This is a genomic window from bacterium (genome assembly GCA_024224155.1).
Classification (GTDB): Bacteria; Acidobacteriota; Thermoanaerobaculia; order Multivoradales; family JAHEKO01; genus CALZIK01.
In genome coordinates this window covers 1-20257 of sequence record JAAENP010000015.1, presented here as the reverse complement: position 1 = coordinate 20257, position 20257 = coordinate 1, and the positions used below count along the sequence as shown (strand labels likewise).

At 63.5% G+C, this 20257-nt stretch carries 20 protein-coding genes; 18 read left to right on the top strand and 2 right to left on the bottom strand.

Features of this window, described 5'->3' with window-relative positions; genetic code table 11:
* The first annotated feature begins 73 nt into the window (after window positions 1–73).
* On the top strand, window positions 74–724 hold the full coding sequence (locus GY769_01455) for a YqgE/AlgH family protein (GenBank protein ID MCP4200584.1): 651 nt from the start codon (window positions 74–76) through the stop codon (window positions 722–724).
* A 17-nt stretch (window positions 725–741) separates the two neighbouring features.
* On the top strand, window positions 742–2592 hold the full coding sequence (locus GY769_01450) for a tetratricopeptide repeat protein (GenBank protein MCP4200583.1): 1851 nt from the start codon (window positions 742–744) through the stop codon (window positions 2590–2592).
* Between the two features lie 33 nt (window positions 2593–2625).
* On the opposite strand, the gene GY769_01445 is transcribed toward GY769_01450, so the two are convergent.
* The gene (locus tag GY769_01445; GenBank protein ID MCP4200582.1) at window positions 2626–4089 is read right to left on the bottom strand and encodes an SET domain-containing protein-lysine N-methyltransferase; all 1464 of its coding nucleotides are present in this window, start codon (window positions 4087–4089) and stop codon (window positions 2626–2628) included.
* Between the two features lie 121 nt (window positions 4090–4210).
* On the opposite strand from GY769_01445, the gene GY769_01440 reads away from it, so the two are divergent.
* The 5 genes from GY769_01440 to GY769_01420 all read left to right on the top strand — a co-directional run bounded on the left by GY769_01440 (window position 4211) and on the right by GY769_01420 (window position 9534).
* Entirely contained in the window at window positions 4211–5509 is a 1299-nt protein-coding gene (locus GY769_01440; protein ID MCP4200581.1) for an aminotransferase class I/II-fold pyridoxal phosphate-dependent enzyme, read from the top strand.
* A gap of 83 nt (window positions 5510–5592) precedes the next feature.
* Window positions 5593–5922 (top strand): hypothetical protein, encoded by a 330-nt coding sequence (locus tag GY769_01435; GenBank protein MCP4200580.1) that lies wholly within the window; start codon window positions 5593–5595, stop codon window positions 5920–5922.
* 13 nt (window positions 5923–5935) lie between these two features.
* Window positions 5936–7276 (top strand): DUF4147 domain-containing protein, encoded by a 1341-nt coding sequence (locus GY769_01430; GenBank protein MCP4200579.1) that lies wholly within the window; start codon window positions 5936–5938, stop codon window positions 7274–7276.
* 41 nt (window positions 7277–7317) lie between these two features.
* Window positions 7318–8295: an L-threonine 3-dehydrogenase gene (locus GY769_01425; GenBank protein ID MCP4200578.1), complete on the top strand. Its 978-nt coding sequence runs from the start codon at window positions 7318–7320 to the stop codon at window positions 8293–8295.
* Between the two features lie 12 nt (window positions 8296–8307).
* Complete coding sequence (locus GY769_01420) at window positions 8308–9534, top strand: aminotransferase class I/II-fold pyridoxal phosphate-dependent enzyme (protein MCP4200577.1); 1227 nt, start codon at window positions 8308–8310, stop codon at window positions 9532–9534.
* Window positions 9535–9573: 39 nt separating this feature from the next.
* Here GY769_01420 and GY769_01415 read toward each other — a convergent pair whose 3' ends face one another.
* Window positions 9574–10737: a hypothetical protein gene (locus tag GY769_01415; protein ID MCP4200576.1), complete on the bottom strand. Its 1164-nt coding sequence runs from the start codon at window positions 10735–10737 to the stop codon at window positions 9574–9576.
* A 227-nt stretch (window positions 10738–10964) separates the two neighbouring features.
* Here GY769_01415 and GY769_01410 point away from each other — a divergent pair, with 227 nt between their 5' ends.
* The 11 genes from GY769_01410 to GY769_01360 all read left to right on the top strand — a co-directional run bounded on the left by GY769_01410 (window position 10965) and on the right by GY769_01360 (window position 20157).
* Window positions 10965–12311, top strand: coding sequence for a Glu/Leu/Phe/Val dehydrogenase (locus tag GY769_01410; GenBank protein MCP4200575.1), 1347 nt, complete (start codon window positions 10965–10967; stop codon window positions 12309–12311).
* A gap of 82 nt (window positions 12312–12393) precedes the next feature.
* On the top strand, window positions 12394–13158 hold the full coding sequence (locus GY769_01405; protein MCP4200574.1) for an ABC transporter ATP-binding protein: 765 nt from the start codon (window positions 12394–12396) through the stop codon (window positions 13156–13158).
* 3 nt (window positions 13159–13161) lie between these two features.
* Complete coding sequence (locus GY769_01400; GenBank protein MCP4200573.1) at window positions 13162–14394, top strand: ABC transporter permease; 1233 nt, start codon at window positions 13162–13164, stop codon at window positions 14392–14394.
* A gap of 62 nt (window positions 14395–14456) precedes the next feature.
* Window positions 14457–15719, top strand: a complete 1263-nt coding sequence (locus tag GY769_01395; protein ID MCP4200572.1) for an ABC transporter permease — start codon at window positions 14457–14459, stop codon at window positions 15717–15719.
* Window positions 15720–15736: 17 nt separating this feature from the next.
* On the top strand, window positions 15737–16861 hold the full coding sequence (locus GY769_01390; protein ID MCP4200571.1) for an efflux RND transporter periplasmic adaptor subunit: 1125 nt from the start codon (window positions 15737–15739) through the stop codon (window positions 16859–16861).
* A 23-nt stretch (window positions 16862–16884) separates the two neighbouring features.
* Entirely contained in the window at window positions 16885–17649 is a 765-nt protein-coding gene (locus GY769_01385) for a dimethylargininase (GenBank protein ID MCP4200570.1), read from the top strand.
* A 59-nt stretch (window positions 17650–17708) separates the two neighbouring features.
* Complete coding sequence (locus GY769_01380; GenBank protein MCP4200569.1) at window positions 17709–18701, top strand: DUF4097 domain-containing protein; 993 nt, start codon at window positions 17709–17711, stop codon at window positions 18699–18701.
* A 139-nt stretch (window positions 18702–18840) separates the two neighbouring features.
* The gene (locus GY769_01375; GenBank protein ID MCP4200568.1) at window positions 18841–19092 is read left to right on the top strand and encodes a glutaredoxin family protein; all 252 of its coding nucleotides are present in this window, start codon (window positions 18841–18843) and stop codon (window positions 19090–19092) included.
* Between the two features lie 49 nt (window positions 19093–19141).
* Window positions 19142–19693, top strand: a complete 552-nt coding sequence (locus tag GY769_01370) for a GNAT family N-acetyltransferase (protein ID MCP4200567.1) — start codon at window positions 19142–19144, stop codon at window positions 19691–19693.
* A gap of 16 nt (window positions 19694–19709) precedes the next feature.
* Window positions 19710–19919 carry a hypothetical protein gene (locus GY769_01365; protein ID MCP4200566.1) on the top strand — a complete coding sequence of 70 codons (210 nt, stop codon included), beginning with the start codon at window positions 19710–19712 and terminating at the stop codon, window positions 19917–19919.
* Window positions 19920–19947: 28 nt separating this feature from the next.
* Window positions 19948–20157 carry a hypothetical protein gene (locus tag GY769_01360; GenBank protein ID MCP4200565.1) on the top strand — a complete coding sequence of 70 codons (210 nt, stop codon included), beginning with the start codon at window positions 19948–19950 and terminating at the stop codon, window positions 20155–20157.
* Window positions 20158–20257 lie beyond the last annotated feature (100 nt).

Sequence of the window (20257 nt, the reverse complement as noted above, 5' to 3'; positions counted from 1 at the left end):
AAAACCGGTGCAACACCCAACCGGGTAGGGCGACGGTCGAGCATGGTAGGTTGCAGAGGTTGGGATTGACTGCATGCGCCGGTTGAATAATTCGCGGATCTCGCGAGCTCTTGGCGGCGCTCTCTTGACCACTGTGCTGGCCGTCGCGCCCGGAGCACAGGCACAGCCGGGAACGACTCCGGGCAAGGGCAGGCTGCTCGTGGCCAGCGAGGGACTCCTGGACCCGAACTTCGAGAGAACGGTGGTCCTGTTGCTCGAGCATGGCCTTTCCGGCAGTCTCGGGCTGGTGCTCAATCGGCCCAGTCGTCTGCCCGTGAGCAGACTGCTGCCCGACCTCGAGGGCGTCGAGACCTTCGAGCAGCCGTTCTTTATCGGCGGGCCGGTCGAGATTCACCAGATGTCGATGCTGTTTTCGACCGGCGAGGAGCATGCCGGCCACCTGAACGTGCTCGGCAAGGTCTACGCCGGGTGGGACGAGGGGCTTTTCGAGAGGATGGTGCATGAGCCCCGGGAGCAAGACCGGTTCCGGCTCTACGCCGGCCATGCGGGTTGGGCTCCGGGCCAGCTCGAAGCTGAGATCGCGGCGCACGGCTGGCATGTGTTTCCGGGCTCCGAGTCGACGATCTTTGCCGCCGAGTCCGGCGGGAGTGAGGAGTTATGGCGCGAGTTCATTCGTCGCACTAGAACTCGGATCGCGGCGCTTCCGGCTCCGGATCCAGAATAAGTGAACGGAGAGCGGGTATGCGGACAGCTGCGAAGCGAGTGCGAGTCTGGTTACTGCTCTTCGCTGCGGCTCTGGTGGCGAGTACGGTTCTCGGCCAGCGCTCGGTACTCGAGGAGGAAGAACGGGTAACCGCCGTCGACATCTTCATCGAGCTCGACGCCGAGGTGCCGGGCAAGGTATCAGGACGGAGGGCGCTGCCCAGGGATCTGGGCCTCGAGGACTTCGAGGTGCGAGTCGACGGCGAGCTCCGGCCGGTCGTGAGTTTTTTCGATCAGCGGACGCGCACCGGCGCGGCCATGGATCCGCTCGTCGATCGGACATCCGAGCCCTGGACGATCGTCTTGTATTTCGATCTCGAGCTTGCCGAGCGCGACACCGTGCGCTGGGCGGCTGGCGAATTGGCGGAGCGAGTCCAGGAGCTCGTGAAGCTCGGCGAGGTCGAGCTCGTGATTGCTGAAGATGGAGGAGTGCGCTCGCTGGCGCCGACTCGCGACGTGCAGCTGCTCGAGGACGAGTTGGCCGGTATGGCACTCGATTCGGACGGCGTTCACGAGGTGATCGAGCTGCGTGCCGAAGTTCTCGAAGCGCTTCGAGGAGACCCCGAAGATCCCGGTGTCGCAGAGCTCGGACTGGCTTCCGTCGAGCAGGAAGCGTTCTTGATAGGCCGCCACCTGGATGAGCTCCTGGTTCACCTATCGCAGCGCGAAGTGAGCGGTTCGAAGCGGGTGCTGTTTTGGGTTAGCGACGGTTTCGATCTGGAGCCCGCCGAGTTCTATCGCTCGGAGGGCTTCGAGATGGCCTCGAGAGGGCCAGCGCTGGTCGATCGGACGAAGCAGCTGGCGGCCACCCTGGCGAGCTATGGCTGGGTGACGTTTGGTCTGTCGCCGCCTCCGTCCGGCCCGGGTCTGGTGCCTGGTTTCAGAATCGGCAAGTGGCTCTACCGGCCGCGGATGCCGCCGTTCAAGGGTATCGGCGGCACACTCATACGGGAGAGCCGCCGGGATCCGGAGAAGGCCGAGGCCTACCACGAGATTGGGGAGGCTCATCTGCAGAGTGGCGATGCGGAGTCGGCTCGAGAGGCCTTCGAGAAGGCGCTCTACCACTTTGCCGGAGACCCGCGAACCAGCAAGGAGCAAGCCGCGGCCAAGGCCGGTCTGGGGCGCGCGTTCGAGGCCCAGGGTGAAGCCGCCGAAGCTCGCGAGGCGTTTCGCCACGCCGTCGAGCTCGACCCCGACCTGGCCCAGGAATACCCGCAGTCCAGGCCGCGCCTTTTGGAGCCGTTGGCGCTTCAGGAAACTCTCGCCCTGGAAACCGCGGGGCGCACCGTGCTGGACTCCGACGCGCTTTCCGAGGCGGTGCTCAGTCTGGAGCGGCGTGCGCGGTTGACCTACCAGCTCTCGGGATGGCCGCAGGGAAGTATTCACAGTCTGGAGGTACGGCTCAGGGATTCAGAGCTCGCACTCAGGCACCCGAGCCGGACGCGGTCGGGGACGCCGCGGACTGTGGCCGCGGCGCTGGCTCGTCGACTCGCCGCGCATGATCAACTCGAGGGCGAGCTGAGCGTTCAAGCCGGCATCGACCCGAAGGGCCTGGTAGTCGAGTTGGACCGCGAGTCGCTGGCGGAGCGGGAGACCCAGGATCGGTCGATCAAGCTGCGTCTCACCGTGGCGAGGGCTCGGCTGGACGGCCTGGCCGCCGTGACGCACGAGCGACTCGAGATCGCGCCGCGATCCGACGACGAGGTCTGGGTCTACCGTATGCCGCTCGACGAGCTCGCCGATGAAGAGTGGGTCGCGGTGATCGTCGAGGACATAGAGACGGGTCGTTGGGGAGCCGACCTCGGGGACACAATACGTAACGCTGAGTGAAAGCGGAATCCGCGCCTCAGGTGAGGTCCTTTATTACGTATTGTGTCCCCCGCGTTTCGACTTGACGTAGTCGGAGACGTGGTCCCCGTAGGCTTCGACGAAATTCTGAAGATAGTCATCACCACGAATCGTGCCCCGGCAGTCGGGGCCGTCGCAGTCACACTCAAAATCCGGCATCTGTTCGTTGTGAAAGGTCGCGTAGTCGAGGGTGATCTCCTCGCCCTTCTTGATTCTCCGGCGAGCGGCGACGTCGAGACCCTCGAGCCAGGCGTTGGGGTTGCACGAGTGGCCGAACGGCGTCCATTCGTCGGGCTCCTGGCTCCAGGCCACGAATAACTCTTCGGTCACCGGCCAGGCGGTTCGGCGAAAGAACTCCAGCTGCTGGCTGTTCCAGTGCTCTGCTGCGTGAGAGCGGGTGACCAGCCGATGCGGGCGGCCCTCGGCGAGTAGGATTCTCTGGTTTTTTCGAATCGGCCGTCTGGCGAAGACCCCGTGCCGGTTCTCGGACCGAGGGCGAACCTCCCAGGCGGGAGAGTTGCGGGCGTGTCGCTTGATGGCAGCGTCGATGATGAGCCGGGTGAAACCCTCGTGGCCGTCGGGATCGGCCTGGAGGCAGAAATCCGCGCTGCTGGCATCCGCGGGCGGATAGAAGAGGCCGCAGTTGGCGTTGATCTCCAGCATGAAGGCTCGGCCCTCGGAATCGACTCGCAGATCACAACGGCCGTAGCCGGTGCCGTTGAGTTTAAGAAAGAGTCTCGCGGAGACATCGCGCAGCTTCGCGTCCATCTCTTCGTCCTGAACCGTGCCGCTATCCAAGTCTTCGTAGATAACCCACTTCATGTCGGAGTGCTTGAAGCTCTCGCCTTCGGGAAACCGGAACTGGATCGGCTGATAAACGATGGGATCGTCGGGGTCGTCGGGATTCTCGGCAACCAGGACCGTGCACTCCAGTCCTTCGATGAACTCTTCGATGAGCGCGCCACCGTAGGCCTTCAACATGATGCGCGCCTGTTTGAGCAGCGCCTTCGGATTCCCGACCTTCGAGTCCCGGGTGAGGCCGATGCTGGCGTAGCTCGAAGGATGCTTGACGAAGAGGGGAAAGCGGAGCTCCTCGGCGGCCCGCCGGACATCGGCCTCGGTGCGGGCCATCACGTAGGCCGGCGTGTCGATTCCCAGGGCGCGGCAAGCCCGCTTCGTGGCTTCGCGCGAGGGCTCGTAGAAATCGGAGGTGCCGCCGGTGAACGGGACGTCCAGTTTCTCGAGGGTCTTGACGACTTCGACCCCGGGGTTGTCTTCCTCGTCCCAGGATCCATCACAGAGATTGAAGTAGACGTCGAAGCGACGACGTGACAGCGCAATCACTTGTTCGACCGCGTTGGTCTTCTCCAGGACCGCTAGCTCCCAAGTCGCGTCCGGAAGATACGGCCTCGGGTCACATGGCCAGTCGTCGTCCGGAAGGTCGTTGAGATCCTGGTTGGTCAGCAGACAGATACGCATCGTTCAAGAACCGTCAGTGCGATCTCGGACCCATCAAGAAACGACGCCGCACAATAGCATGATGAGTGGATTACACTTGGTCGAGCGGACGAGTGTGTGTCCGTGAAGGGAGGTAGTCATCGTGTCAGTCAAAGCCGCCAGAATCGAGGCCCTCGGAACCGAGAACGCGTTCAAACTCGGAGAGGACATTGCCATTTGCTTAGAGCGCGGCATGGACGTCGTTAAGTTCAATCTCGGAGAGCCCGATTTTGACAGCGCTCCGCATATCAATCGCAAGGCGATCGAACAGATCGAGGCCGGCAACTCGCACTACTGTGATCCGGCGGGCATCCTTCCGTTTCGGCAGTCCATCGCGAAGCACGTCTCGCGGACCCGAGGTCTCGATATCGATCCGGGTCGGGTTGTGGTGACACCGGGAGCCAAGCCGCCGATCTGCTTTTCTCTGGAGACCTACGTCGATCCGGGCGACGAAGTCATCTACCCGAGCCCCGGGTTTCCGATCTACGAATCGTGGATCACGTTCGTCGACGCCAAGCCCGTGCCCCTGATGCTGTCCGAAGAGAAGGGCTTCGCCTTCTCGGCGGAGGATCTGGGCGAGCTGATCACCGACAAGACCAAGCTCATCATTCTCAACTCTCCGTCGAACCCGACCGGCGGCGTGCTCGCGAAGGAGGATCTCGTGGGAATTGCTCGGGTGATTCGTGAGCGGGCGCGACCCGACGTCCGCGTCTACAGCGACGAAGTCTACGAGCACATCCTCTTTGACGGCGAAGTGCACAACTCGATCGCCAGCGAAGAAGGCATGGAGGAGAGAACGGTCATCGTAAGCGGCCATTCGAAGGGATTCGCGATGACCGGTTGGCGTCTCGGCTGGGCCGTGTTGCCGACCAAGGAAGAGGCAGCCGTCTTCAAGCAGCTCAACATCAATATCGTCTCCTGCGTCCCGCCGTTTATCCAGGAAGCCGGCCGCGAGGCCTACGAGAGCAGTGAGACCGCGGCTACCGTGGCCGAGATGGTCTCGGCTTTCGAGCGCCGCCGTGATTGGGTGGTGGGCGCTCTCAACGACATCCCGGGGATGAGCTGCCAGAACCCGAAAGGCGCCTTCTACGTGTTTCCGAACATCGCGGGCGTCTGCGAGAAGCTTGACGTGATCAAGGCTCATCGGGAGATGCCGGCCGAGGTGGCGGGGCGCACCAGTCCGTCGAGCATGTTCCAGATGTTCCTCTTGTACAGCTATGGCGTGGCGACCATGGATCGCAACTCGTTCGGCTCGATCGGCGCCGAGGGCCGGCATTTCCTGCGGCTGTCGATCGCCACGAGCATGGACCAGCTCAAAGAAGGCGTGGCGCGCATGCGCAAGGCCTCCGAGGATGCCGCCGGATTCAGGGAGTTCCTCGAGAGAGAGAAGCTCTGGGATTGACCCGCGGCGAAGGGTTGCTCTCGAAGGAGGACAATTGAGTCGGGGCCACCCACCACCTCATCGGCGAGGCCGAGCTGCGCAAGATGAAGCCGACGGCGTATGTCGTCAACGCCTCTCGTGGACCCGTGATCGACGAGAAGGCACTGGTTCGGGCTCTTCGGGAGAACTGGATCGCCGGCGCGGGACTGGATGTCTACGAGGACGAGCCGGTGATGGCCGAGGGTCTGGCCGAGCTCGACAACGCGGTGCTTCTGCCGCACATCGCCAGCGCTTCGCACGACACCCGAGGCCAGATGGCCAGGATGGCGGCGACCAACGCTCTCGCTCACCTGATCCGCGAACCGGCTCCGAACGCCGTCAATCCAGAAGTCTACGAGACCGACGCGTACCGGGCGCGGTTGTCCCGAGCCTGATGCAGAGCGCGAGTTGACCGACGGGTCTCGCCACGACGATCTCGAGGCCGACGCGCGCGCCTGTTTCGAGGCGGCGATTCGGGCGGTCGAGCCCGAAAGCCTGGTGGCGAGCTTTCTGACCGGCAACGCGGGTTCGGTGGAATCCGCGGGACAGGTCTGGATCGCGGGCATCGGCAAGGCGGCATCGGCGATGGCGCGGGGCGCTACGGGCTTCTTCGGGGACAAGGTCGCCGGCGGAGTTCTGGTCGTGCCCGGGGGGCGGGGCTCGGAAGCCCCGACAGGGCTGAATATCTTCGAAGGCGGCCATCCAACGCCGAACGAGGAGGGAGTCGCCGGAGCCGAAGCGATTCGCCGGCTGGCCTCAGAGGCGGGCGCCGAGGATCTGCTCCTGGCATTGATTTCAGGTGGTGGATCGGCGCTCATGACCCTTCCCCCGGACGGGGTTTCACTGGCGGACGTTCAGGCCACGACCGCGGCTCTGCTCGAGGCCGGTGCCGACATCGGCGAGCTCAATACCGTTCGCAAGCACCTCGATCTCCTGAAGGGTGGACAGTTGGCTCGGTCCGCGGCGCCCACCCGGGTCCTGGCGCTGGTGCTCTCGGACGTCGTCGGGGATCCGCTCGACGTGATCGCCTCGGGCCCGGTATCACCGGATCCGTCGACGTTCGGCATGGCGATCGACGTTCTGAAGAAATTCGACCTGTGGTCCGAGGTGCCCCGGGCGGTGCGCAGGCGCTTCGAGAGCGGTCTCGCCGGAACGATCCCGGACACGCCGGACGCCGGAGACGATTGCTTCCGCAATAGCTCCGCGCGCATTGTCGGCAACAACCTAATGGCGGCCGAAGCAGCATGCGCCGAGGCGGTACGACTCGGCTACGCGACCGAGTTGTCTTCGATCTCGGTGACAGGCGAGGCGAGAGAGGTCGGCGCCGCCCTGGCGCGCACCGCCGTTCGAATCGCGAACGGCGAACACCCGCTGGCGGCACTCGCGTGTGTGGTCTCGGCGGGCGAGACCACCGTGACCGTCAAGGGCAAGGGCAAGGGCGGTCGCAACCAGGAGCTGGCGCTGGGCGCCGCGCTCGTCCTCGGCGCGGGCGGCGCGCGGAATCCGATGCTGGTCGCATCGGTGGGTACGGACGGTATCGACGGTCCGACCGACGCGGCCGGCGCGGTGGCGACGGCCGATACCCTGGCTCGCGCTGAGAGCCGGGGTATCGATGCCAGGGCCGCGCTGGCCGACAACGACTCCTATCCCTTCTTCGCGGCGCTCGATGGTCTGATCGTCACCGGGGCAACCGGCACCAATGTGATGGACGTACAGCTGGTCATGGTCGGCCCGAATCGCGATTCGTAGTCGCTGGTACGATACGGACGTCATCGGGGGGACTAATTCGAATGAAGAGAATCCTGGTTACCGGCTCGCTTGGCCAGATCGGCTCCGAGCTCGTGACCGCTCTGCGCGGGCGCCCGGGCGTCGAGCTGGTGGTGGCCTCGGACATCAAGATGATGCCTCAGAGTGCCGCCAACGCCGCCGGTCCCTTCGAGTACCTGGACTGCACCAACCAGCGCCAGGTCGAGCAGGTGGTTCGCAAGTACGGCATCGACACCATCTACCACCTGGCGGCTCTGCTTTCGGCCGTGGCCGAGGAACGACCGCAGGTAGCGTGGGACGTCAATCTGGGCGGGCTCTATCGAGTGCTCGAGGTGGCCCGTCAGAACAAGTGCTCGATCTTTTTTCCCAGCTCGATCGGCGCCTTCGGGCCGAGCACTCCGCGTGACGAGACACCGCAGGACACGATTCAGAGGCCAACCACGATCTACGGCGTGACCAAGGTCGCGGGCGAGCTGGTGTGCGACTACTACCACCTCAGGTTCGGCGTTGACACCCGTGGCGTGCGCTTCCCCGGGATCATCTCTCACGTCGCCATCCCTGGCGGTGGCACGACCGACTACGCCGTCGAGATCTTCTATGAGGCGACTCGAAATCGGCGCTACACGTGTTTTCTCGAGCCGGACACGCGGCTGGACATGATGTACATGCCGGACTCGATCAAGGCGGCGATCGAGGTGATGGAGGCCGATGCCGGCCGCCTCGCGCATCGCAACGCCTTCAACGTGACCTCGATGAACTTCGCTCCGGAGGACCTGGCCGCGGAGATCAAGAAGCACCTGCCGGAGTTCAGGATCGAGTATCAGGTCGATCCGGTGAGGCAGGCGATTGCCGACAGCTGGGCGGGGGCTATAGAGGACAGCGCGGGGCGCCGGGAATGGGACTGGAGGCCGGAGCACGACATCGGCAGCATGACTCGCGACATGCTCGAAAACCTCGAACGCAAGCTCCGCATCGCGGGGCCGGCCCGAGACCAGGGATAGGAGACGGACGGGATGCCAACCGAGCGATTGCAGGAGGTTCTGGCCGGAGAACTGGCCGAGCTCGAGACCCAGGGACGACAGAAGGGAGCCGAGACCGTGTTCACGCGGGTGTTGCCGGCAGCGGGAGACCTGGGGCCGCGCTTCGAGTTGGCTGGAGAGGGCGGCAAGCAGTTCTTGCGCATGAACTCGAACAGCTATCTGGGTATGTCGCTACGCCCGGAGGTGATCTCGGCCGAGGAAGAGGCGACGCGCGCCTACGGAACCGGCCCGGGCGCGGTTCGGTTCATCAGTGGGACTTACGACATCCACCTCGAGCTGGAACGACGACTGGCTGGGTTTCACGGCCGCGAGGGAGCGATGCTGTTCAGCTCGGCCTATGCCACCACCATGGGCACGCTGCCGCCGCTCTTGACCGGCGAGGCCGCCGTCATCAGCGATTCGCTCAATCACAATTGCATCATCAACGCCATCCGGCTGGCGCGGCCGAAGGAGAAGTACGTCTATTCACATCTCGACATGGGCGAGCTCGAAGCCGCGCTCGACAGAGCCTCGGAGAACTGTCGGCGGGCGGTGATCGTCACCGACGGGATCTTCAGCATGCGCGGTGATCATGCGCCGCTGCCGGAGATCGTCGAGCTGGCGAGGAAGTACGACGAGGCTTTTGCCGAGAACGCGCTGGTCGTAGTGGATGACTCGCACGGTGTCGGCGCGTTCGGCGAGACCGGGCGCGGTACCGAGGAGTACACCGGCTGCGAGGGTGTCGATCTTCTGATCGCCACCCTGGGCAAGGCGCTCGGGGTCAACGGCGGTTACGTGGCCGGCAGCAGCGTGATTCTGGGCTTTCTCCGTGAGCAAGCGGCTTTCTATATCTACTCGAATCCGATCACTCCGGCGGAATCCGCGGCCGCGCTCGCGGCGGTCGACCTGCTCGACAGCCAGGCCGGCCGGCAGCTTCTCGAGCATCTGCGCGCGATGACCCGGCGCTTCGAGACTGGTCTCGTCGAGCGCGGTTTCGAGACCATCCCCGGCGCGCATCCGGTGGTGCCGCTCATGGTGCGCGACACCGCCCGGACCTCGGCCTTGGTGGCGCATCTCAAGAACCACGGCATCCTGGCGACCGGGTTGAATTATCCAGTGGTTCCGAAGGGTGACGAGGAGATCCGGTTTCAGATCTCGGCCGACCACACCGCCGGCGACATCGACACCTGTCTCGAGGTCCTGAGCGGCTTCCCGGGATAGCCCCTTCGGCCGCCGGCTCTCCCGCGGACCGCCTAGAGGCTAGGTGGACGCAGCTACCGGGGCGTCGTGGCCCACGGCCTCCCACGCCCGGTGCGTCAGCATGCCCAGACCCAGGAGCAGAACCGCGAACTTGATCAGGCCCCCGATCCAGGGAATCGCGCCCGCCACCGCCAGGATGGCGAGACCCGTCAGCAGCGCCACGAATACCCTTGGCCGTGACCCGTTCGAGCTCAGGACCGACCGTCCGAGCCAGTCGGCGACCAGGATCTTCGCGAGGTACAGCGCCATCAAGAAGAGCGCACCGCCGACCAGCGCTACCGGGAGCCCGACCAAGGTGATCGCGGCGAGAACCAGGGCCACCGGAGTGGCGATCAGAGCCAGAAGGCCGGCGCCGGCGCGCAGAAGCCCGGCTCCGACGGAGGCCAATTCGTGACCGAACAATCCGGGCAGCGCCCAGAATAGAAGCGCGCCGAGGAGAAATGCGCCGGCCAGCTTGATCAGTCCCCAAACATAGAATCCCGGCTTGCTGTACCGACTCTTCCGGACGTCTGGGGTTGCATGCCGGATTTCGGTCGATCCACCCACGGTGGCGCCTTCGGCCACCGTGAGATTGTCGTCGGCCGGGAGCTCGGTATCGATCGAGCCGACGATCTCGCTCGAGGGTGTCAGTTCGAGCTCTTCTCCCTGCATCTCCAGGTTGCGCCCGATCCGGCCGCCGACCGTGAGTTTGCGCCCGCCGGCGGTCAAATCCCGACCAACCGTGCCGCCGGCATCGAGCAGTTCGCCGAACATCATGGCGTCACGGCCGACAGAACTTTCCTCCAAGAGGCGGATGTTCTGCCCGAAGGAATAGAGATTCCCCGAGACGGCTCCGCCGACGCGTACCCACTGTCCAAATCCGGCGAGGGTTCCTCCGACGTTGCCGTTGGCATCGACGCTTTGCGCTGCTATGAAGACGGTGCCGGTCACCGTGCCCGAAACCTCGACCTGGCGCCCAACGGCGATCAGGTCGCCGTTGATGTCGCCGTCGATCCGTACGACCTCGCCGGTCGCAATCAGAGAGTCCTCCAGCATCTCGCCCTTCGGAATCGTCAGATTCGTTTCATTGCGCAACTCCCAGGCACCCGCGCTGACGGGCAGGACAGTCAGGGCCGAGGCCAGAGCGACAGCCACCGGCAGACCTCTCGATAGTACTTTCGCCATCAATGTACCTCCGATCCATGCTTGTTAGAACGGCGGGGAGAAGACGACTCGTCTCACCCTCAGAGTACTACGGGACTCCTGCCCTGTAACAACACTTGGCTCGGAAAACCGTCGCGTCATTCAGTGGTTTGAAGATGACCGGGCGAGCCTGGACAGCGGAATGCGCCACGGCGGCCCTCCTTGCTAGAGTCGGCGGGCCAACGAGCCGCTTGAAGAGGAGGTCAGGCATGCCCGCTAACCGCAAGGCGCGGCAGAAAGAGGCTAGCGTAACCAACGCGTCGGGTGACAACCGGGAAGAGCTGAATCCATTTCGGATCGCCCAGATGCAGTTCGACAAGGCCGTCGAGTACTTGCCCGACCTCGGGCCGGGGTTGATCGAGTTCTTGAAGAGCCCCAACCGGACCGTCATGGTGGAGTTTCCGATCGAGACCGAGCGTGGCCGGGTCAAGAACTTCGTCGGCTACCGGGTGCTCCACAGCAACATCCGCGGGCCGGGCAAGGGCGGCATCCGTTACCACCCCGACGTGACGGCAGACGAGGTTCGCGCTCTGGCCTCCTGGATGACCTGGAAGTGCGCTGTGGTCGATATCCCGTTCGGCGGCGCCAAGGGCGGCGTGGTCTGTAAACCCAAGCGATTGTCGAGGAAGGACCGTCGGCGGATCACGCGCCGCTTCATCTCAGAACTGGGAGACCTGATTGGCCCCCATACAGACGTTCCGGCTCCCGACGTCAACACGAATGCCGAGACCATGGCCTGGATCTACGATACTTATTCGATGCTTCACCCGGGCAGGAACAACTTGCCCGTGGTGACCGGCAAGCCGGTGAACATTGGTGGCTCGCTGGGAAGGCGCGAAGCGACCGCCCGCGGCGCCCTGTTCGTTACCCAGAAGGCGTTACAACGTGGGTTGGTCAAGGGTATGTCTTCGGTCAAGGGCCGGAAAATTGCCATTCAGGGCTTCGGGAACGCCGGTTCCATCGCTGCTCAGCTCTTCTCTGAAGCCGGCGCCACCATCGTGGCGGTGAGTGATTCCCAGGGGGGCGTGTACCGGGAGCGGGGTCTGGACATCGCCGCCGTCAAGCGACGCAAGACGAAGGTCGGATCTGTGGTCGGGACCCGTGCCACTCGCAAGCTGACCAATGAACAACTCTTGGCACTGCCTTGCGACATCTTGATTCCGGCGGCGCTCGGGAATCAGATTCGGGGGGACAACGCCGAGGACGTCAAGGCAAGGCTGGTGGTCGAGCTAGGCAACGGGCCGACGACCCCGATGGCCGATCGGATCCTGTTTCAGCGTGGCATTCCAGTCCTGCCCGACATCTTGGCCAACGCCGGTGGCGTGACCGTGAGCTTTTACGAGTGGGTACAGAACGTCGAGAACGAGCAGTGGGACGAGGACGAGGTCAACCGTCGTCTGCAGCGAAAGATGATTCGGGCCACCGATGCCGTTCTCGACTCGCAGGCACGGGTCGAAAAGGAGCAGAAGGCCAAGGTCGACCTTCGCACCGCGGCCTTCGTTCTCGCGGTCGGGCGAGTGGCCCGTGTGGCCATGGACCGCGGTATCTGGCCCTAGGGCCGAAACTCCCGTCGGTTTTCACCGTAATTGGAGCTAACCCCGCGGGAGAAAGCTCCTTCGATTACTCGGGGATTGCCTCATGCTGCGCCTGGCCGATATCAACAAATCGTACTCTGTGGGTCAGAGCCGGCTACATGTCCTCAAGGGCATCGATCTCGAGATCGCCGAGGGCGAGATGGTGTCGATCATGGGGCCGTCGGGCTCCGGCAAATCCACCTTGCTCAACGTTCTGGGCATCCTGGATAAGTACGACAGCGGCGAGTACCACCTGGCGGGCACGCTGATCAAGGACCTCTCAGAGACCGAGGCGGCGTACTACCGAAACCGGCTTCTAGGCTTCGTCTTTCAGTCCTTCAACCTGATCCCGTTCAAGACCGCGGTCGAGAACGTTGCGCTGCCGCTCTATTACCAGAAGATCGGGCGGCGCAAGCGCAACCGCATAGCGCTGGAGTATCTCGACCGGGTCGGAATTGCCGATTGGGCAGGTCACTTGCCCGGAGAGCTCTCGGGCGGCCAGCAGCAGAGGGTCGCGATCGCGCGGTCCCTGATTACGAAGCCGAAGGTCATGCTTGCCGACGAGCCCACGGGCGCGCTCGACAGCCAGACCTCGCGCGAGGTCATCGAGATACTCCGCTCGATCAATGAGAAGGGCACGACGGTCGTCGTGGTGACCCACGAGCACGAGATCTCGGAGATGACCGATCGGGTGATTCATCTGCTCGACGGAGTGATCGGTCACGAGCAGAACAACGGAGCGGGGGGCAACGGAGCGGGTGCGAAGGACGATCCGAAAGTAGAGTCCAACGGAGCGCTGGGGTCGGGCGTCTCCGCGATGGCGGACTGACCGATGTTCGACCTCGACAAGTGGCAGGAGATCCTGGCGACGATTCGCCAGAACAAGCTACGGACCTTCCTGACCGGATTCAGCGTGGCGTGGGGAATCCTGATGCTGGTCGTCTTGATGGGCTCCGGCGAGGGCTTGGCCAACGGCATCGAGTATCAGTTTCGCGACGACGCCGTGAACTCGATTTGGGTTCGGAGCGGGCAGACCTCGGTGCCGCACGCCGGCCTCCAGCCCGGTCGGAACGTGCGCTTCACCAACGAAGACCACGAGATCATCGCCCGTGATATCGATGGCGTCGAGTACATCACCTCTCGCTTCTATCCGAGGGGCCAACTGACGGTCGCGTACCGCGGTGAGACCGGGAGCTATGACATTCGGTCCGTACACCCGGACCACCAGCACCTCGAGAAGACGATCGTCAGCGAGGGTCGTTTCCTGAACGATCTCGATATCGCCGAGTACCGCAAGGTGGCCGCCATCGGCGAGCGGGTCAAGGAGGGATTGTTCGGCAAGGACAGAGCCGTCGGCGAGTACATCAATATCAACGGCATACCCTTTCGAGTCGTCGGTCTCTTTCGTGACGCCGGCGGAGAATCCGAAGAGGAGAAGATCTACCTGCCGATCTCGACCGCTCAGAAGGCGTTTGCGGGCGGCAATCGGATCCGGATGTTCATGCTGACGACCGGTGAGGCCGATCTGGAGACGACCGACGCCATGGCCACCGAGATTCGGGAGACTTTGGCCCAGCGGCACAGGTTCGCGCCGGAGGATCGCCGAGCCGTGTTCGTGAACAATTTGAACGAGTTCTTCGAGCGCTTTGTCAACCTGATGTCGGGCATCAGGATCTTCGTCTGGATCATCGGCATCGGGACCATCCTTGCCGGCGTCGTGGGTGTTTCCAACATCATGATAATCGTGGTGAAGGAGCGGACGCAGGAGATCGGTGTGCGCAAGGCGCTGGGAGCGACACCGGGCTCGATTCTGGGCTTGATTCTGCAGGAGTCGGTTTTCATCACGGCCGTTGCGGGCTACGTCGGACTGGTCCTGGGGGTCGTGCTGTTGGAGCTGGGAGCGGCCTTTCTGCCCGATTCGGAATTCTTCGTCAATCCCGGGATCGATTTGCGTCTGGCCTTGGCGGCGACCGCGCTTCTGGTGCTGGCCGGTACGCTGGCGGGGTCTGTTCCGGCGTACCGCGCGGCGAGAGTTCAACCGGTGGAGGCGCTCAAGGATGAGTAGGCGAGTCGACCGACTGTTCGACCTCGCTGCTCGGCCAGCGCTTCTGGAGAGGGTTTTGGGCGATGTTTGACCTGGACAATTGGCAAGAAATCTACTCCTCCCTGGCAAAGAACAGGCTGCGCACGGCCCTCACCATGTTCGGAGTCTTCTGGGGCATCTTCATGCTCATGCTGTTGTTGGGGTCCGGCCGCGGTCTCGAGAACGGGGTCAACGGCGACTTCACCGGCAGCGCCACCAACAGCTTCTACGTTTGGACCCAGCGCACCAGCAAGCCCTTCCGGGGGCTTCCGGCAGGGCGCAGGTTCGAGCTCTCCAACCAGGACACCGAGGCAATTCGACGTGAGATCCCCGAGGCCGCGGTCATCGCCCCTCGCAATCAGCTGGGTGGATTTCGAGGTGGCAACAACGTCACTCGCGGAGTCAAGGCCGGAGCCTTCAACGTCATGGGGGACTACCCCGAGATCGTCGACATTCAGCCGATCAAGGTCCTCCAGGGCCGCTTTCTGAACGATCACGATTTGGCAGAGAGCCGAAAGGTCGCCGTGATCGGGGAGCGAGTGCGCGAGGTGCTCTTCGAGGACGGCGAAGATCCTATCGGCGACCACGTCAAGATCAACGGCGTCTACTTCAAGGTCGTCGGCGTGTTCGGTCCGAGATCGCGGGGTGAACAAGCTATTCGAGACGCGGAGACTATCTATGCCCCGTTCACGACGTTCCAGCGCGCCTTCAACTATGGAGATGAGCTCGGCTGGTACGCGATCACCTCGCAACCTGAGCACTCGGCGGCCGAGGTGGAGGAGAAGGTCCTGGCCTTGCTCAAGCGGCGTCACCGGGTGCATCCCGACGATACGCGTGCGCTGGGCAGCTGGAATACCGAGGAGGAGTTCCGCAAGGTCCAAGGGCTCTTCGGCGGGATTCGGATGCTGATCTGGATTGTCGGCGTTGGAACCCTCGCCGCCGGGGTCATTGGTGTTTCGAACATCATGCTGATTGTGGTCAAGGAGCGGACCAAGGAGATCGGCCTGCGACGGGCGATCGGCGCCACACCGGTGGGCATTGTGGGGCAGATCCTCCTCGAGTCGATCGTGCTGACCGGGCTCGCCGGCTATCTGGGGCTCCTCGGCGGAGTCGGCCTGGTGGAAGGCGTCAGAGTCGGTCTCGAGACCGCGGGCATGAACGCCCAGATGTTCCAGAACCCGGGCGTGAGCTTCGGCAACGCCACTTTTGCGCTGTTGGTCCTCGTCGTTGCCGGTTTTTTGGCTGGCATGATTCCGGCTCGGCGCGCGCTCTCCATCAGTCCGGTCGAGGCACTTCACGCCGTTTGAACAGAGGAATCCCCATGATCAAGAAAGTTCTGCTCTCTCTCCTTGGCGTCGTTCTGCTCGCGAGCTTCGCGGGCACGCTCTATTTTCTGTGGGCGAAATCTCAGGAAGAGCCGGTGGCCTACGAGACCAACCAGCCGTTCGTGGCTTCGATCGTCAAGAAGACCGTGGCCACGGGGTCGGTCGTGCCGCGCAAGGAGATCGAGATCAAGCCCCAAGTCTCCGGGATCGTCGACCAGATCTACGTCGAGCCCGGCAACATCGTCAAAGAGGGTGACTTGATCGCCAAGGTCACGATCATCCCAAACATGGTCAGTCTGTCCGGCGCGGAGAGTCGCTTGAATCGCTCGAGGATCAGCCTGGAGAACGCCGAGACCGAGTACAAGCGAAACCGCCAGCTCTTCCAGGAAGGCGTCGTCTCCGAGGCGACCTACAAGGTGTGGGAGATCGAGCTCAAGAATGCCAAGGAAGAGGTGGCGGCCGCGGAAGACAACCTGGCGGTGATCCGCGAGGGCGCGCGTAAGAAGTCCGCCTATGCTGGCAATACTCTGGTCAGAGCGACCGCGGCGGGTATGGTGCTCGAGGCCGAGGTGGAGGAGGGCGACTCGGTCATCGAGGCCAATACCTTCAACGACGGCACCACGATCGCGACGGTTGCGGATATGACCGAGATGATCTTCGAAGGCAAGGTCGATGAGAGCGAGGTCGGCAATCTGCGCGAGGGCATGGAGCTTCAGCTGACGGTCGGTGCCGTCGAAAAGGAGCAGTTCCGAGCAACTCTCGAGTACATCGCGCCCAAGGGGGTCGAGGAGGACGGCGCGATCCAATTCGAGATCCGTGCCGCCATGGATCTGAAAGCGGACGTCTTCGTGCGCGCGAACTACAGCGCGAATGCCGACATCGTCCTCGACAAGCGGGATGAGGTGCTGGCGATTCAGGAAAGCTGGCTGCAGTTCGATGACGATGGCACCTTCGTCGAGGTCGAGAACGGCGGTCAGGATTTCGAGGTTCGGCGAGTAGAGACGGGCCTTTCGGACGGTATCGTCATCGAGGTGCTGGCCGGGTTGGGCGAAGAGGATTCGGTTAAGGATCCTGGCAGCGCCCAACGGGCACCACCCGGTAGCGAAGTTCGACCAATAGACTGAATTAGCAAGGCAAGAAAAGCTGGATGTTGGTTGCTTTGACCCGAGAGGTCAGCCCCGCCTTCGACCGCTGTGAGCTGACCCACGTCGAACGGCGGCCGATCGACGTCGGGCGCGCGCGAGAGCAGCATCGGGAATACGAGCGGTGCCTGGAAGAGCTCGGCTGTGTGATCGAGAGACTGCCGGCTCAGCCGGATCTCCCGGATTCGGTGTTCGTCGAAGACGTCGCCGTGGTCTTGGACGAGATGGCCGTGATCACCCGGCCGGGGGCACCGTCGCGGAGGGGGGAAAGGCCTTCGATCGCCGATGCGCTCGAGAAGCACCGGCGGCTGGCGCAGATTGGAGCACCCGGAGTGCTGGACGGAGGCGATGTCCTTCAGGTGGGGAAACACCTCTACGTCGGCTTGTCGAAGCGCACCAATACGGCCGGGATCGATCAGCTGCGCCGGCTGTTGGAGCCGGGTGAGTACTCGGTGACCACGGTCGAGTTCTCCGGGTGCCTGCATCTGAAGTCCGCGGTGACGCGAGTGGCTCCAGGGACCTTGCTCATCAACCCCGATTGGGTGGACGCTGCGGTCTTCGATCGCTTGGAAGTTATCTCGATTGATCCGGACGAACCGGCGGCTGCGAACGCGCTTCTTGTGGGAGACCGAGCGCTTCTACCCCGACAGTATCCGCGGACCCTGGCTCGGCTCGGGCGAGTGGAAATCGAGGTGCGCGCGGTCGACGTCTCGGAGTTGATCAAGGCGGAGGCGGGGGTCACCTGCTGCAGCCTCGTCTTCCGGGCCTAGCCGCCAGGCGACGGAACTTTGCTCGGTCTGAAGGCGTAGGGGAGTATGGGAGGAAAGCAATGACACAAAGAGCGCTAGCGATGACTCTCGGCCTGAGCCTGAGTCTGTCTCTGATGCCGGGAACGGCTCGTGGCGAGGTCCTGGAGCGTGAGTTTCACGAGAGCTTCGCGATCGCGCCCGGGGCGCGCCTGGAATTGATCCATGGGGACGGCGACGTTTCTCTGCGGCCGTGGGATCGAGACGTCATTGACGTCCAGGTGCGTTACAAGGCGGAGTTCCGAGGTCTCGGCCTGGCCACAGAACCTGATTTTGAAGTCGACTTCGAGCGCAAGGGCGAGACGATTCTCGTTCAGGGCCGCGAGATAGGCAGCATGGGAATCGGTTTCTTCTTGAACCGGGAACGAGACTACGTGTACACGATTCAGGCCCCTGACTGGGTGGTTCTGGACACCAGCGGCGATGACGGTGACGTCGATATCGAAGGTTGGCGAGGGAATATCGACTGCGTTCTCGACGATGGCGATCTGACCCTTGCCGACGTCCGGGCGAAGACCACGCGGCTCGAAGCCGAAGACGGCGACATCGAGATAGACGGTTTCGAAGGCGCGCTCGAGATCCGGGTCGATGACGGCGACGTCGACATTCGGGAATGTAGCTCGGACGAGCTTCAGATTCGAGCCGCCGATGGGGATGTCTCACTGGTTCGCTGCAGCGGGAACTTCAAGCTCATGGTCGATGACGGTGGGGTCGTCGTGGACAGGGCTGACGTCTCGAAGCTCGAGATCCGCTCGAGCGACGGCGATGTCGATGTCGCTCTGCTGTCGGCGACCGATCTGGATCTCGAGATCGAGGTCGAGGATGGAGATGTCACGCTCGAGCTCGGCCCCGAGATCTCGGCGACCTATACGATCGAGACCGACGACGGCAGCATCCGCTTGTCTCGTGGGGACGCCGCTCGTTCGGAACGCGCAGATCGGGTAACCGGCAAGATCGGCGACGGGGCGGGCAGGATTCGAATCACGACCACCGACGGCAACGTGATCTTGCGCTGAAGGTACCGCCACATCGAAGAGCGACCATTTGCCTCGAAGGAACGCATCGCGAGACCATGCCCGGTCGCGCTCGAAGAACAGGCACCTTGACGCTGGCCCAGGAAGTCGCCGGCTCTTGATCACCCGGTAGACTCCGTCCGTGCCAGACCCAGCATTCGAGTTGCTGACCCGAGAGCGGTGCCATCTTTGTGACCAGATGAAGGCCGTTCTGGACGAGGTCCTGCCGGCGCTGGGCCTGAGCTACGAGCTGATAGACGTTGACAGGGATCGGGTGTTGAGCGACCGCTTCGGAGACACCGTGCCGGTCCTGATGCGGGAGGGCAAGCCGGTTGCGAAGGTCCGGCTCGACCGCCGGCAGTTGCTACGGATCGTGCGCCGACGGCGCTCGTAACGTACCGTCGGGGTTTTTCAGGTCCGCCTCTGCGGTGTACGCTCTGCCGATGTCCGATCTTCGCCAGCCAAGACTGACGACCGAGCGCCTCGTATTGGTCGCGGGTGACGGAGAATGTGGGCGGGCCGAACTGGTCGACAGGAAACGCTTGGCGGACCTGATTGGGGCACGCGTTCCCCCGGAGTGGCCGCCGCCCCTCAATGACGAGGCCTCCATGACCTGGTTCACCGAGCACGCCGAGGCCAATCCGGATGCCATCGGTTGGGGTATGTGGTACTTCCTGCGGCGCGATTCGGACGGTGAGCTCGTCGCAGTCGGAAACGGTGGCTTCAAGGGCAGGCCCGATCCCGACGGCAGCGTAGAAATCGGCTATTCCGTCCTCGAAGCCCACCAGCGTCAGGGCTACGCGTCCGAAGCCGTCCGGGCGTTGGTCGGCTGGGCGTTCGGCCACAGCCAGGTCAAGCGGGTCCTCGCCCATACGCTGCCGGACTCGCAGCGGTCGATTCGTGTTCTCGAGAAATGCGGATTTGTGCTTCTTGGAGTCGGTGCCGAGGAGGGGACGGTTCTGTTCGAACTTGGCGCGCCCGGAAGCGTAGAATAGGTAGGGAGACCGAGAAATGTGGACTTTCCTGCTTTGGCTGATTTTGCTCGTGCTCTGCTGGCCGTTGGCGCTTCTGGCTCTGATCGCCTACCCGCTCGTTTGGCTGCTTCTCCTGCCCTTTCGCCTGCTCGGAATCGCTGTGGACGGCGTCTTCCAGTTTCTCAAGGCGGTCGTGCTCTTGCCCGCCCGCATCCTACGCGGGCCCAAGGCAGTCGCCAGCGGCTGAGGGTACGAGCGATCTGACAGACCGGTCCATGGCGAGACGAGGCTTTGCCCAGACTCCACAGTGGCTCAAGCTCGTTGTCGGGCTGGGCGTGATCACAACGGCTGTCGTTGCCGTCTTGTCGGGTCTGAAGGCGGCGGTGGTGACGGCGACGATCACTTTCGTCGCGCTGGGAGCGGAACTGGCGATGGCCGGCGTTCTCGACGACGAGCCGAGCGAGTCTCGGCGGATCAGCGAGTAGGACATCACGAGGCGTCGAAAAAGGAGGGAATCCATGTCTGCACAAGCAGCCGTCACGTTCGCGATCGAGGGTTGGGAAGAGTCCTTAGTCGAGGAGGTCG